The sequence below is a fragment of the Arachnia rubra genome (genome assembly GCF_019973735.1).
Classification (GTDB): Bacteria; Actinomycetota; Actinomycetes; order Propionibacteriales; family Propionibacteriaceae; genus Arachnia; species Arachnia rubra.
This window is the reverse complement of sequence record NZ_AP024463.1, coordinates 3,281,678-3,295,582: the sequence shown is the minus strand read 5'-3', so window position 1 is coordinate 3,295,582 and position 13,905 is coordinate 3,281,678. Positions and strand designations below refer to the sequence as shown.

Below are 13,905 nucleotides of genomic sequence, written 5' to 3'. Positions count from 1 at the left end.
TTCGTATGCCTGAACACCAGGCTAAGCGATCACGAAGCCAAGCGCCACAGGGGGTGTGTCGGCCATTGGTTCAAGCCAGATATGCCAGGCGGAAAAGAAGATCTTTAAATTATTTATTCCTGCAATATCAGCTGGGCAGGCGCATGAGCATAATGACGTGACGATAATCGAACAGCTGATCACCGTCGATCGTCGCCAGGCCCGTGATGAGGCACGGCTTGCCAGGAGCGGTGAAGGAGAAGTGCGCGTAGGGAGCATCGAGAGCCCCGAGGGCGTCGAGCAGGTAGTGCGGGTTGAACCCGGCAGCCTCAATGGACTTCTCCTCGCCGGTGACCTCAACCTGCGCCTCGATAGCCTCGGACGCGTGCGCCTGGTCGCCGGTAGCGGCCTCAAGGGCAATGTGGTCGTCCTCGATGATCATCCGCAACGGTGTGTTGCGCTCCGCGACAAGCGAGACGCGCTTGACAGCAGCCAGCAGGTCGGCGGTGGGGACACGCACGGTCACAGTGCCGACGACATCCATCAAGTGACGGACCTTCGGGAAGGCCTGGTTCAGCAGCCGGGTAGTGGCCTCCCGCCGTCCCCTCGTACCCTCGCCAATAAAACCGACCAGACCCTCACCCTCGGACTCTGTGGTCGACAGCGACACCGTCACCGTCTTGCCGGAGGTCAGCGACTTCGCGGTATCGGCCAATACACGTCCCGGTACGAGCACGGCACCCTCGATGTCCGGTGACGACGGCTGCCAGGTGAGCTCTTTTAGGGCCATCCGGTAGCGATCGGTGGCCAGCAGCGAGAGCTGGTCGCCGTTGATTTCCACCCGAACGCCGGTGAAGACGTTGAGCAGCTCGTCGCGCCCGGCGGCGATCACCACCTGGCTGACAGACTTCTCGAAGACGGAGGCGTCGACGAGACCGGTCTGGGTCGGCATCTCAGGAAGCGTCGGGTATTCGTCGACGGGCAGGGTCTGGAGGCTGAACCGTGCGGAACCACACGTCAGCTCGACCTGGGAGTGGTCGGCGGTCATGTCGACAGGCTTGTTGGGCAGGGAACGCGCGATCTCATTGAGCAGGCGCCCCGACACCAGCACCGTCCCCTCGTCGGTGACCTCGGCCGGCATCGTCACCTGCGCCGACGTGGTGGAGTCGAAGCTAGAGAGTGTCACCTCATCGCCGGAGGCGTTCATCAGCAGCCCCGCGAGGATCGGGGCCGTGGGACGATTCGGCAAGCTGCGAGCCACCCAGGCAACGGCGTCGGCCAATGCGTCGCGCTCCACTCGAATCTTCACATCGTCCCCTTCAGTATTTGACACCAGCCACCACGGCGTGGTTTCCCGTCAGCATACCGGTAGAAACCCGGATCAACATGGATTCACAGGTCCCAGTTCAGTCAGCCTGCCGGACGGCTTCATCCTGCCAGTGGATGCGGTCCGGCCGCGTCAGCCGTTTGGTCCTGGCGTGACCGGAGGTCTTCCACACTTCCACCGGTGTGACTTTGATGGTTTTTCTGTAATTACATCCTCATACTCGTAGTAACGCCTGTGGAAGCTGTGGAAAACTGTTGAAACACCTTGTCAGAGCACTATTCTGGGTGTGGATAGGGTGTGGATTACTCGAAAACTACACGGGGAGGATCTGTGGGTTACTTTCCACCTGCTCCCTGTCCACCGCGGTGTCCACCACGAACTAAACAGATGTGTGGATAACTCATGGGAGGCTGCATCCATTCGACGGATGTCTTGCGCCTGCTGTTCACCGCCTGCCGTGCGGGCAGCATCCGGCGCCCCCAGGCATGGGGTCGCTGCGGGGCTGAGGATCTGCTTAGTTCTGCTTGATGCGGTTGGTGAGCTCGGTCACCTGATCGAAGAGCTGGCGGTCTTCGCCCATCTTCGTGTCGATCTTCTTCACTGAGTGCATGACGGTGGTGTGGTCGCGGCCCCCGAAGCGGGAGCCGATCTTCGGCAGTGACAGATCGGTCAGCTCCCGGCATAGATACATGGCGATCTGCCGGGCCCGGGCCAGGGCGGCGACCCGGCTGGCGCCCGTCAACTCGTCGGCTGAGATGCCAAAGTAGTCACAGGTTGCGGAGATGATCGAGTCGGCGTCGACGTGGATGTCGTTGCCGTCGGGCATCAGATCCCGCAACACCCGTTCTGTCAGCTCGAGGGTGATCTCCTGTTGGTTGAGACTGGCCAGGGCAGCGACGCGGGTCAGGGCGCCCTCGATCTCGCGGATATTGGTGGTGATGTGGGACGCGATGTGCTCCAGCACCTCCGTACCGGCGGTCAGCCGCTGTGATGCCGCCTTCTTCCGGAGGATGGCGATGCGTGTTTCCAGGTCGGGGGGCTGGATGTCGGTCATCAGGCCCCACTCGAAACGGGATCGAAGACGCGGTTCGAGCGCCTCCAATAGTCGTGGGGGACGGTCGGAGGACATCACGATCTGCTTCTGTGCGTTGTGGAGTGTGTTGAACGTGTGGAAGAACTCCTCCTGCGTCTGGATTTTCGCCTCCAGGAACTGGATGTCGTCGACCAGCAGTACGTCCACGTCGCGGTAGGCCCGCCGGAACTCGGCCGTCCGGTTGTCCGAGATGGCGTTGATGAAGTCGTTGGTGAGCTCCTCGGTAGACACGTAACGCACACGTAGGTTCTCGTAATAGCTGCGGACGTAGTGCCCGATCGCATGGAGCAGATGCGTTTTCCCCAACCCGGACGGCCCATAGATCATCAGCGGGTTATAGGACTTGCCGGGCTGCTCTGCGACGGCAGCTGCCGCGGCATGGGCGAAGCGGTTTGAGGATCCAGCGACGAAGGACTCAAACGTGTAACGGGGATTCAGTTTGAGGTCGGAGTTCGCGCTGGGAGGGCGGCGGTGCTGGACCTTCTCGTCGATGAGTTTCGGAGCGGGCGTGGCTTTCTGCTCGGGCGCCTCGACGTGCAACTCCGGGTCGATGACGAACGCCAGGTAGGTCCTGGTTCCTGTCACGGTGCTGAGTCTGGTTTCGATCTCGGTGCGTAGCTTGGTTTCGATGCGCTCGCGGGTGGTCTCGTCGGAGACGGCCAGCATCACGGTGTTGCTGTGCATCGCGAGAGGCTTGGTGCGGCGCAGCCAGGCCCGGGAGGAGATGGGGACTTCGCCAACGATCCGTTCCCACATGGCGTCCAGCTCGGGCACGGGGGGTACGGACACGGGCGACTCCTTCCTGACGAGGCACTCTGCCCAGGGCAGAACGGTATTCCACAGGGTTGTCCACAACAGGGTATAAGTCCCCCCACCCTGGACGGCGGCCGCCGAGCACTGTGGATAAGCCAGCCGCGTGGAACATGAAACTAGTGCTCCTGGAAGCCATCCGCAACACGGGAAACGCCCTTTTCGTGGACTACAATGATGTAATTTGCTGCGCCTGGGAGTGCGTCGTCACGGTTTGTGGAAATCCCACGCTGCGCGTATCGTTGGACAGCCGCTGCCGAAGGGAGCGGACCTTCCCCGGGACCCCTCGGGGCCCTTGAGTTGAAGATCACCTTACGGAGTCATCGCCATGAGCAAGCGCACCTTCCAGCCGAGCAACCGTCGTCGTAGCCGCACGCACGGTTTCCGTGCCCGCATGCGCACCCGCGCCGGTCGCGCCATCCTGAGTGCCCGCCGTCGCAAGGGTCGTGTGGAACTGTCTGCCTGACCCTGGTAGTGCTGCCCCGATCCCGCCGCCTGCGTCGTTCCGGTGACTTCACCGCGACGTTCCGGCAGGGTGTGCGGGCCGGCACCCCGAGTGTTGTGGTTCACGTAGCAGTGAGCACCCAGAATCCACCCGAGGAGACTCGGGTGGGTTTTGTTGTGTCCAAGGCAGTCGGGAATGCGGTGACCCGCAACCGGGTGAAACGCCGTCTGCGACATCTCGTCGGCGGTCTTCCTGTCCCGTTTGCCGCTGACGTGGTGGTGCGGGCCCTGCCATCCGCCGCCATGGAACCCGAGAGACTGTCCGGCGACCTCGAGTCCGCCTGGAAGCGAGCTTTCACGAGGGCGACGTGTTGAAATACCCGATGCTCTGGTTCATCCGGGCCTGGCGCAAGTTTATTTCCCCGCTGTATGGGGAGGTCTGCAAGTTTCATCCCAGCTGCTCCGCCTACGGCGAGCGCGCGGTCGAGTTTCACGGTGGGATCAAGGGGGCTTTCCTGATCGTGCACCGCATCGCGCGCTGCCATCCATGGTCGGCAGGTGGAGTCGAATATGTTCCCGGGACTCCCGAGGCCGCCACATGGGCCGAGGAAGTCCGACGAGACGAGGCCCGGGTGTTCTCCGGGCAGAAGGTGTCCTAGATGATCGACCTCATGGTGCCGCTGTCCATCTGGGACAGCATCTATGGAATGCTCTCCGCGATGATGCAGCCCCTGTACTGGGCCATCTCCGGACTGCTGGTGCTGTTCCATTGGCTCTGGAGCCCGCTGTTCGGGCCAGACTCCGGGATCTCATGGGCGTTGTCCATCGTCTGCCTGACCTTGATGGTGCGGACCCTGATGGTCCCGTTGTTCGTCAAGCAGATCAATTCCTCGCGGGCTCTACAACTGCTGCAGCCTAAGATCCAGGATCTGCGGAAGAAGTACGGCGCAGACCAGCAGCGCCTCGCACAAGAGATGCAGCGGCTCTATGCGGAGGAGGGGGTCAACCCGACGGCCTCCTGTCTCCCAATGCTGCTGCAGGCGCCGGTCTTCCTGTCCCTGTACCGGGTGTTGCAGGGCGTCGCGGACCATCAGGTGCGGGGCTACTGGTTCCACGTCAACCCGGATCTCGTGACGTCGCTGCAGGAGGCGAGCCTTTCCGGTGCGAGGCTGTCGGGCCGCATTTTCCCTATGGACAGTTTTGGTCCCACCCAGCTGCTGGGCGTCGTCCTGATCGCCCTACTGGTGACCACGCTATTCCTGACGCAGCTTCAGCTGATGCGCAAGAACATGCCGCCGGAGGCGTTGACCGGTCCCATGGCACAGACGCAGAAGATGATGCTCTACTTCTTCCCGATCATGTATGCGGCCTCGTCGGCGGTGCTTCCGATCGGTGTGCTCATCTACTGGACGGTCAGCAACTTCTGGACGATGGCTCAGCAGGGAATCCTCATCCGCAACAATCCAACACCCAACACGCCCGCCTACATCGATTGGGAGGAGCGGATGCGTGCCCAGGGCAAAAACCCGAAGGCCATCATGGAGGCGCGGAACGCGAAACGCCGCAAGAACAGGCGGCCTGCTATGGCGGTTGCCCAGCCGGAGGCCGACGAGAACGGACGCCGTCGCGTCGTGCGCCAGCAGGTCAGCCGCACGACCTTGAAAACCGACAGCTCGAACGGGTCGGGAGGGCAGAGCCAGGTGCGTCGCCAGCCCCGCAACACCAGTCGGTCTGTTCGTAAGAAGAAGTGAATCCGGTCCCTGCGGGGGCGATCCGATCGGAGTGACATGAGTGAGAAGACCGACAACGAGACCCTCCTCGCCGAGGGCGACCTGGTGGCTGACTATCTCGAAGAGCTGCTGGACATCGCAGATCTCGACGGTGATATCGAGAACTCCGTCAGCAACAAGCGTGCTTACATCGTCATCGACACCGAGGACGACCGCCTGGTCGGCAAGGACGGCCAGGTGCTCGACGCACTGCAGGAGCTGTCCCGCCTGGTCGTGATGACCGAGACGGGACATCGCTCCCGGCTCACCCTGGACATCGGCGGTTTCCGGGAGCGGCGGCGTCTTGAGCTGGTGGCGCTCGCGAAGGACGCGGTCGCGGAGGTGCTGGAGAATGGCGAGCCCGTCAGAATGGCACCGCTGAATGCCTACGAGCGCAAGATCATCCATGACGAGGTGGCCGCGGCTGGCCTGACCAGCGAGTCGGAGGGCGAGCCTCCCTTCCGCCGCGTGGTGGTCTCCAAACCCTGACGAGCGATCTCGGTAGCAAAGCAGAAGAGCGGATACCGATCTATATGCAGGAGACAGAGGATCAGGGCGCTGCCGAACAGGTCGCACGGGATGCCCTGAGGAGGAGATTCCCGCAAGGGGCTGACAGGCTGGAGGCCTACGCCGGAATTCTGCGTAACCGCGGCATTGAATGGGGCCTGTTGGGGCCGCGCGAGGCGGACAAAGTCTGGAGTCGCCATATCTCCAACTCCCTAGCCCTGGTCGATGTCCTGGGGCAGGGAGTGGACGCGGCGGATATCGGTTCCGGCGCTGGTCTTCCCGGAATTCCGCTGGCGCTGTGCCGCCCTGATCTTAGGGTGGTCTTGCTGGAGCCTTTGCTACGGCGCTTCAACTTCCTGAATATCGCTGTCGAGGAACTCGGTCTCGCAGACCAGGTGGAAGTGCAGCGGCTGCGCGCCGAAGACTGCGACGAGGTATTTGATGCGGTGATATGCCGTGCCGTGGCTCCTCTGGAGAAATTGCTGAAATGGACCACCCCGATGTTTTTCCCTGACGGTGAGCTACTCGCCTTGAAAGGGGCTGGTGCGGAGGAGGAGATCGCGAAAGCCGGTAAGCGCTTGAACGGATACCAGCTGACTGCCCAGGTGCTTCAGGTCCGTGCTGCTCCGGAGGTCGAGGGAACACGCGCCATACGAGTGATTAAATCAATTTAGCGACAAATCTCTTGAACGATTGGTGCTCTATCTCTGAGACAGATAGCCTTGTCAGATGGTATTTTGGCCGTCGTGTTAGCTGAGGCGTACCGTCCGTCTTCGGTGCCTCGTTTCCCGTGACTGAGTGTATTCACTGGGCCGGGCGTACCAAATCGAGCAGAGGCGTCATGATATCCGCTGGAAACGTTTTTCATTGACGAGGTATCCATATACGCAACCAAGAGGGTTATATTTACGGGTGATCTTCGGGGCAACAGAACTCCTCGTGGCGGTAGCTATAAATAAGAGCATCCAGGAGTGTGGGGTAGCGGATGGCTAAAGGTCGGCAAAGGAATTACCATTACCCCACATGGGGTACTACCATGGAGTCAGGAAGCTGATTACAACCGCAAGCAACCTTGGAGGCTTATCCATGGTGGTCTGCAAGGTAACAGAGCCCCTCGTTGCGAGGAGTCTTTTGTAGGCGCGAATAAGCCTCCAGGATTGATAGAGGGATTACCGGAACCGGACTGAAAGTCCTTCGTGAATAGTCTCCTTAGTAGTTCGTTCACGACTGCAAGCAACTCTAGAGGCTTATTCAGCAATGCTGCTGAGTCCCTGGCAACCCGCGCTTGACAAGGGGAGATGTCACGGATGGAGTAATTCATGAGTAACCCTCCTGACCCTGACGTAGAGACTCATTGCAAGTAATTTCCTCGCCAGTCTTATGTTGCACGAGGCCCTGGTAGCGGCTGATGTGATCGCGGCCGAGGACACCCTGCGCCTAGCGCCTAGCGGCTCTGCTGTGGCGCGGTGGCTGAGACGACGAGGGTGGCGTCCCCACTTCGAGGGCAACGAGGTTGCCCGGAGCATGGAGCTGAGATGTATCCACGGGGCGGCTTCATGTCGCGGCTTCGGCTCAGTTTGCCCGGAAAATTTCCATGTGACTCATCATCGTCTGCGGCTGACAAGGCATTTTGGGCTATTGCAAGTCGCCCGTATGGCATAAATTGCGAGAGTATTGCTGCTATGCATTAGCGGGTGCAAGGCAGCGGGTGTTTTCTCTGATCTCGTCGGTGACAGTCCTTCGTGCAATGCGGCAGCAGCAGGATCTGATCGTCGTTCCATCAGACTATTGCCAGCGTCGTGGGTGTACTCACACAATCCTGTTGAGAGAGTCGGCTGACATGGTGCACGTCAGGTGTTTTGGACTTTATTCATCATCGACACATGCCAATGTGCATCGTGGCTGTGGTTCACCGCGATGGTGTCTAGAGTGGCCTGCCTCGTCGTCATCCTCGTGGCGGAGGTCTCCAGGTTGTTGAGTTGAGTTCTCGATTTGGTGAGACACCGGTCAGGCTAGGGGATGAGAAGCATTGCCGCTGTCATGGGCAGTTGTGTGAGGTGGGCCGCATCGGAAGAGATGCTGGGGCCACACGCTGACGGCATAGTGATGCCGGTCCGCCGCCTCGGGATTACGCGGAAATCCTCGCTAGCAGAACCGTGAGTTATCTCTGCCAGACACCGACTGGCAAAGACGAGGATACTGGCTGGCGGGTAAGGGATAGCTTCATGCCACGTGCTGACCTGACCGGCAAGGCTTATTCATCGCCTCGGACAATCTGGCTCCGGCAAGGGGTTTCACTGTCTTCCCGGCTATCCGTGAATGAGCTTCAGCGTCGCTATATGGTGAGGATTTTTCTCTTTTAGATTCTTCGCCTGGGAGAGTAGCGGTGCGTTTCACGTGAAACGCAACCGCAGAGTCAAGCTTGCATGCCCCTGATGACTGCGCCGGACGTTCGTCAACGAGAGGTAGCCAGACCGGATGCTGTGCCAACGTGGCCGGGTGGAGGAAGCACTACCAGATTGTATCCGTACCGTGAGAGAGGTGACCGAAGCGAGGTGCTGCATCCGGAGCCGGAAGTCACCGGTGAATGATGACACGTGACCAGGTACCAGGGCGTTGCGGCGGATGGGTAGGGGATGGGTGCAGCGCAGGTTTTTTGGGGATCCTGGTTATTCACGAGGTTATGAGCGATTTGTCCAGGGAACGCATCGCAGTCACTGTCTGCTTGTAATCATCGATGCACCACCCGGTCGGCTGGCCAAAGGGCGCTTGGTTTGTTGCTTCATATCGTCAGGTTCTCCAGAGCTGCCATCGGTAAACTTCCGCGGCAAAGACGCCCACCGACGATGGTCAACATCATGGCTTCACGTTAGAGCAGGATTTTAGCCATGCGAGTCGGGTGATTCACAGTGGTGATGCGTGTCTTCGTCTTTGTGCCGGATGTTCTCTCTGGCGTGCCTTGCTCGTGGTGTGGGTATGACCTTCATCATTTCGCCTGGTTTCCTCGTCGCAGCATCTGTTCCGGACCTGCCTCTTACTGCTACTGACGAACTTTTGCATGCCATCAGAGCCGGCCCAGCCACAACGAAGATCCTCGGGAAATCGTCGACAGCGACCTTGGAGAGTATTTATATGTATATTGCTTTATCGGTACAACTTGAAGACGATCTGACTACTGTGTTGCATGTTTCTCGGAGGCTCTTGCACGTCGTGCAGATCAGCTGTCTGATGTGGAGTGGGGCGGAGGGCGTTTCACGTGAAACGACCGATCAATGGACTTACCCCCACCATTGCGGCTGCGCTCCTGACGTAGAGAAAACGCGTCAGTACATAGCGGTGTGTGGACTGGTGGATCGTAGCAGGATAGAGATTCGCTGATGGATGGGCACACGTTGCGGCTAGCCCTGGAGTCGTGTATCGGAGGCTCGTCAGCGAGGGCTGGTTCCAGAGTGGATGTTTCGCGAGGTAGTTGAGTCACGCAACACTAGGGGTGCCGCAGGCGAGGAGGTGACCGTATCCGGGGCCGGAAGCACCCGACGGGACACCCGATGCCATGTTTACTGTGTTTTCTTACGTCTTGCATGATGCTAGTAACCGCCTGCTTGATGCGTCATCCCCGCGGAGGGGAGAACCGCTGAGAAGGGACTTCCCACACATGCTGGTGTGTTCCCAGTCGGGTTCAATGCTTGTGTCCGTGGGAAGGTGTATAGGCCGTCGTAGAGGATTGTTTTTGGTGGTGTGCCTCAACACCTGCTTCGAGCCATGGCTGGGCTCTGAAATCCCTGGACCCCTCATACCATGAGGGGCTGACCTTGTCTTGACCGAGGAAACCTACCTGGTGAACGGAGAGAGCGCGTAGTGAGACCAGGAAGGAAAGCTGGTGTCGTGTGGCGTTAGTTCGCCGGTGTCTATTGGCTCTGGATGCGGCGCTCGCTTCGTTCACTTTGCTCGCGGTACGCCCCGGTAGCGTTTCGCTCGGTTGTCTTGGCGCAGCATCCACCCCGGAGCCGACTTACTGGGGAACCTCCCGACACACGGCATAAGGCTCTTCAAGGTCCGGAACCAGCCCCAGCCACGGTAGACGACGATGGCCTCCAGACCTCTAAAAGATAAATAGTTTTGCCTACTTACCTATATATGGCTTGAGGCAGATAGGAATTTAGAAATAACTCCGATGCCGTGGTGTTGTGATACGAGCCGCTCCAGAATCCGCTCTGACAAGGCATGATAAGAGCGCTGTGCTGTACGCTGACCATCGCAATGAAATCGTCAATGGCTGGGCTGCACTGATCCGGGTTGGCATACCCAAGAGAGCCCGAGTCATAGGTAAGGTGGCCATCACGGTGGACTAGCTTCCAGAGAGTGCCTCGTCACGGAGCTTCTACTTCTGTGTCACGTGGTCGAATTCAATCAGAATCAGCCGATAGGACTAGTGCTCCTGCTGGGCTTCCGCCCGGTTTCAGGACTTCGGAAGAGCTGCAGGGAGACTCCAGAAAGCCCGGGTCCCCTTATTACCGCCAAATTCACTCGTCAGGTCTGAGGTGGGAGCTGCCATGCGAACACTACCTTGCTACACCCATGACGATGCCTTGAGCTTGGCAGGTGCGATCGAAGGGGTCGCACGGACCTACTGAGGGGGTTTAGCTGACGTGGCACCCAGGCCCCTGGTGGGGGGTAGGGAGCGGCGCATGATTCAGCGTATTTTCACGGCGAAATCGACGGACGTGGTGGACGTTGCTTGCCCACCACCCGCCTATGAGCGGGATCTGAAGCTCGTGAAGAGCTTAAGTACGACATGCACCATCATGCCGCCTTATCCTGCGGGCTATTGAGCGGCTGTATACGTTGCGTGCTTGTCGGCACAGATTCGGCCGTGGAATCGTCGGGCTGAGAGAATCCTTGCGGTAGAGAGTGTGAGGTGCTTGGAGACAGCGTTACGGGATCAAATGCCACCTTGCTTCTATCGTGACAGTGAGTGTGGGCGTCGCTTGCCCGTTGAGCGAGAGCTTCTTGGGTGTCTAGTGAGCAGGATGGGAGCGCGGCTGTTGATCGACCTCGTAGAGCTTCGAGTGGGTATCGTGTCATTTCCAAATCTCCAGCTCACCTCCGCCAGGTCTTTGTCTGTAGCGCCGCATGCCGGTATCACCCCTAGGCAATGGGCCTACTCGCTGCCGTTTCACGTGAAACGGCAGCGAAACTCTCGATGATGGCCGGGGGAATTCCTGAGCGGCTGGCTTCGTCAGGTGCTTTACCGTAAAACATGGCGGCTGTCTGCTGGGGCTGTGGCATATGCGAATTCCACGGATCCCGTACTCTAAACCCAAGGTGCTCAGCGGATAATCCAGAATCAAAGGGCTGAAAGATAAAGATTGCCGGGTAGCGGCAAGTCTTCAGGTGAGGCCAGGGGACGCGCTGCCCTGACCCAGCCGGTAGCCATACAAGCGGAGCTCAAAAGCTATGACGTGGGGGGATCCCGCTAATGAGAGTCTGATTGACTCGCAACATCCAGACATCATCCTGGTTATGTGGCCTTGCCGGACCGGACTGGCAGACCCCTCGACTTTGCCAGCACGGTATTGACGCTGCCTCACCACCACAGGTGGGACCTCTGAGAACTGGTTACAACTCCTTGCCTGACATACTGGAGTTCCAAGGCGACGCTGTGACCAATGCGCTGGAAATTTGGGAAGGGGCACCCGGCATGCAGTCGCCTGAGGGCTGGGCAGCACCGTGGACCCCTGCGGCCCTATCGTGCAGAGCACTCAAGAAGATCAGGGAACCCATGCGGGGAGAGCAGCATCGCCGAGAACGAAGACTATCTTGTATGGTCCGTGATGCATTTGTGCTCGATCTGAGTTACCTCTATTTGCTGGCTTTGCGCTTGGTAGCTGTACACCGCTCCGTTTCACGTGAAACGGGGTTATTCCTTCTTAAGCTCATCAGTCAGGACCACCCGAATGCGCCCGGCTGCGGTGATGCGGCGGGAAGAATCCTCTACGAGCCTGGTATCGACGGTGATCCGGGGTCTGGGGGCTTTCCTTGAACGAAGTCAAACGGTGCACTGGAGGCTGGAGAACATCGGTGAAATGACAGGAACCGACGCTAGTAGGGTGGGCGAAGCCTCTGGACGCTGGTTACAGTCAACTTCATGCCGGAGAATCGGTCCCGACAGATGCTGTTCGAGTAATCGAGCGCAAGGCAAACCAGATAGAGGTCAGCTGAACGTCAGCGGATCCTTGTGCCGCGCCTCATACATTCGCCGGATATCTTCAGCTATGGGGGCGGGCCCCGCCGATGTAGGTGTGTTGCAGGCCGTGTTCCGTCACGGCGGCAACTCGGGCAAGCGATACACGCTCCGGTTCGCGTCGACAATGAACAGTACAGTGCCGAGCTTGGTGCTACCCGATTCCATTGAGGGACCTCTTAATAACCATGATGCTGGTGGAAGCACTGCTGGGTGAGTGGGTGCTGTGAGCTCCCGACCAGCGCTCTACTCATGCCTGCTGCTGGATCTTCTGGGAAAACTGTTCTTTGGTGCAGTTGAAGTCTCCCGGGAGCTGCTAATACGCGACTTCCTCAGGGGAGGTGGCTCAGTGAAGGTTCTCCAGAAGCGCATCACGCAGCAGAGCATCATCGTCGATGCCACGGACAATAGCTGGCCTTGACTACTGTGGGGTAGAAACGACAGATACTCAGTCGGCAAGTGCTCTAATTCATCCTGGCTGGTGGCGGTCATCATCGATCTGTAGGTCCTGTACTGTTCGGATCCGCCTTGATCAGGTGTCTACGTAGTCCGTGGTTGCTGTCTTTGCTAATGACTTCCCGGGCCTACGACTCTAGCGCTGTGTGGCGTTAGTTCATGGGTGTTTTCGATCCTGGATGCGGCGTCTCGCTTCGCTCACCTTGCTCACAGCACGTCTAGTAGCAGTTTCACTCGGTCATCTTGGCACAGCATCCGCCCCAGGGTTGCCTCCTACTAACGAACTCCCGGTACACGACTAGCAAGGCTGTCTGCGTTTCACGTGAAACGCAGACAGCCACAACGGGTTAGAAAAGTCCCCTCCATCGAAAGGAAATGGATGCCTCGACTTGATGCCGAAGGACTGATCGGAGCTCCTAGGAGCGAATAGCTTCTAGTTCCGCCGTGGGAGCCTCATGTATGGGCGTGTGTATTGACCGGTGCCCGAAGCATGGATGGTAACTGGGCAACCGACCCCTCACGGGGAGACCTACAAATGCCTTCTTGTCTCGCTGCTGATGGCCAGCGACAGATGACCTTGAGGTGTGTATATCTACGACGTAGATAGTCTGCATCGCTGTCTGCGGGAGCAGTATGGTGCTGTGGTGCTTGCACCCGCAGAGGCCCCGGAGCTAAACCCCGCCTTGCCCACGGGGTGCCCATGACGTTTTGCCTGGCTGCCTTGGCATAGCATCCGCCCCGGAACGACCTCTCCCCGACATGCGACTGATGGCCAGGGTTAGGCCCATCTGTCAGTTCGTCTGGGAGAGCCAAGTTGGCTCGCATTGCCTATCCGCTGTCTTGGCTTCGGATCATCGTTGCTTGCATGCCTCTTCCCTTGCACCTTACCCATGGGGTTGAGCGTCGCTTCCCTCACATCCGTCGTTGGGGGCTTCTACGCAAAGCTGGTGGCTCACATAGCCCGTAGAAATACCCAGATACAGAGATATTTATATATCGCTATAACATTTAATAGGCTTGGTTACGACAGTCAAACCTCCAGCCACGGTTGCTGCCCAAAGAACCTGACCCCACCCTGGCCTGGCTGACTCGCTTTCTCATGGGCACTTGTTATGCATCGCGACCTCGTGGGTTTCGATGGTTTTGCTGGCTATCGCAAGGAGGTTACCGGAGCTGGTCAGAGCAGGGACGAACCAAGATCGCTCATGGTGTGGTCCCAGTTGTCCGGTGTAGCGGTGCCTAGCATCTCCTTATGCCTGCCCAGAGCCATCGGATG

The 13,905-nt window shown here is 59.0% G+C and carries 11 protein-coding genes; 9 read left to right on the top strand and 2 right to left on the bottom strand.

All coding sequences use genetic code 11. The features are described from left to right. Window positions 1-127 precede the first annotated feature (127 nt). Together dnaN and dnaA are read right to left on the bottom strand one after the other, a co-directional pair. Window positions 128-1,288, bottom strand: a complete 1,161-nt coding sequence (gene dnaN, locus SK1NUM_RS14990) for a DNA polymerase III subunit beta (protein ID WP_212323786.1) — start codon at window positions 1,286-1,288, stop codon at window positions 128-130. Window positions 1,289-1,820: 532 nt separating this feature from the next. Next, a complete protein-coding gene (gene dnaA / locus SK1NUM_RS14985; protein WP_212327895.1) occupies window positions 1,821-3,155 on the bottom strand; it encodes a chromosomal replication initiator protein DnaA in 1,335 nt (444 codons plus the stop codon). 382 nt (window positions 3,156-3,537) lie between these two features. Here dnaA and rpmH point away from each other — a divergent pair, with 382 nt between their 5' ends. The 9 genes from rpmH to SK1NUM_RS14940 all read left to right on the top strand — a co-directional run bounded on the left by rpmH (window position 3,538) and on the right by SK1NUM_RS14940 (window position 12,594). Continuing rightward, window positions 3,538-3,675 (top strand): 50S ribosomal protein L34, encoded by a 138-nt coding sequence (gene rpmH / locus SK1NUM_RS14980; RefSeq protein ID WP_212323775.1) that lies wholly within the window; start codon window positions 3,538-3,540, stop codon window positions 3,673-3,675. Window positions 3,676-3,683: 8 nt separating this feature from the next. Then, window positions 3,684-4,028, top strand: a complete 345-nt coding sequence (gene rnpA, locus SK1NUM_RS14975) for a ribonuclease P protein component (RefSeq protein WP_212323773.1) — start codon at window positions 3,684-3,686, stop codon at window positions 4,026-4,028. Window positions 4,029-4,036: 8 nt separating this feature from the next. Beyond that, window positions 4,037-4,312: a membrane protein insertion efficiency factor YidD gene (yidD, locus tag SK1NUM_RS14970; RefSeq protein WP_223927650.1), complete on the top strand. Its 276-nt coding sequence runs from the start codon at window positions 4,037-4,039 to the stop codon at window positions 4,310-4,312. Continuing rightward, window positions 4,313-5,404 carry a membrane protein insertase YidC gene (yidC, locus tag SK1NUM_RS14965; RefSeq protein ID WP_212323771.1) on the top strand — a complete coding sequence of 364 codons (1,092 nt, stop codon included), beginning with the start codon at window positions 4,313-4,315 and terminating at the stop codon, window positions 5,402-5,404. It abuts the gene before it with no gap. Window positions 5,405-5,440: 36 nt separating this feature from the next. Then, window positions 5,441-5,911, top strand: coding sequence for a Jag family protein (locus SK1NUM_RS14960; RefSeq protein WP_212323768.1), 471 nt, complete (start codon window positions 5,441-5,443; stop codon window positions 5,909-5,911). Between the two features lie 44 nt (window positions 5,912-5,955). After that, complete coding sequence (gene rsmG / locus SK1NUM_RS14955; protein WP_212323767.1) at window positions 5,956-6,603, top strand: 16S rRNA (guanine(527)-N(7))-methyltransferase RsmG; 648 nt, start codon at window positions 5,956-5,958, stop codon at window positions 6,601-6,603. A 2,302-nt stretch (window positions 6,604-8,905) separates the two neighbouring features. Further along, window positions 8,906-9,307, top strand: a complete 402-nt coding sequence (locus tag SK1NUM_RS14950) for a hypothetical protein (RefSeq protein WP_212323765.1) — start codon at window positions 8,906-8,908, stop codon at window positions 9,305-9,307. Between the two features lie 1,310 nt (window positions 9,308-10,617). After that, window positions 10,618-10,761, top strand: coding sequence for a hypothetical protein (locus SK1NUM_RS14945; protein ID WP_212323764.1), 144 nt, complete (start codon window positions 10,618-10,620; stop codon window positions 10,759-10,761). A gap of 1,638 nt (window positions 10,762-12,399) precedes the next feature. Beyond that, window positions 12,400-12,594, top strand: a complete 195-nt coding sequence (locus SK1NUM_RS14940) for a hypothetical protein (RefSeq protein WP_212323763.1) — start codon at window positions 12,400-12,402, stop codon at window positions 12,592-12,594. Window positions 12,595-13,905: the final 1,311 nt, after the last annotated feature.

Bases quoted from the DNA above. Each gene is read 5' to 3' on its own strand.
- yidD (WP_223927650.1), top strand. From the start codon at position 4,037: ATGCTCTGGTTCATCCGGGCCTGGCGCAAGTTTATTTCCCCGCTGTAT.
- SK1NUM_RS14945 (WP_212323764.1), top strand. From the start codon at position 10,618: ATGATTCAGCGTATTTTCACGGCGAAATCGACGGACGTGGTGGACGTT.
- dnaA (WP_212327895.1), bottom strand. From the start codon at position 3,155: ATGTGGGAACGGATCGTTGGCGAAGTCCCCATCTCCTCCCGGGCCTGG.
- rsmG (WP_212323767.1), top strand. From the start codon at position 5,956: ATGCAGGAGACAGAGGATCAGGGCGCTGCCGAACAGGTCGCACGGGAT.
- rpmH (WP_212323775.1), top strand. From the start codon at position 3,538: ATGAGCAAGCGCACCTTCCAGCCGAGCAACCGTCGTCGTAGCCGCACG.
- SK1NUM_RS14950 (WP_212323765.1), top strand. From the start codon at position 8,906: ATGACCTTCATCATTTCGCCTGGTTTCCTCGTCGCAGCATCTGTTCCG.
- SK1NUM_RS14960 (WP_212323768.1), top strand. From the start codon at position 5,441: ATGAGTGAGAAGACCGACAACGAGACCCTCCTCGCCGAGGGCGACCTG.
- yidC (WP_212323771.1), top strand. From the start codon at position 4,313: ATGATCGACCTCATGGTGCCGCTGTCCATCTGGGACAGCATCTATGGA.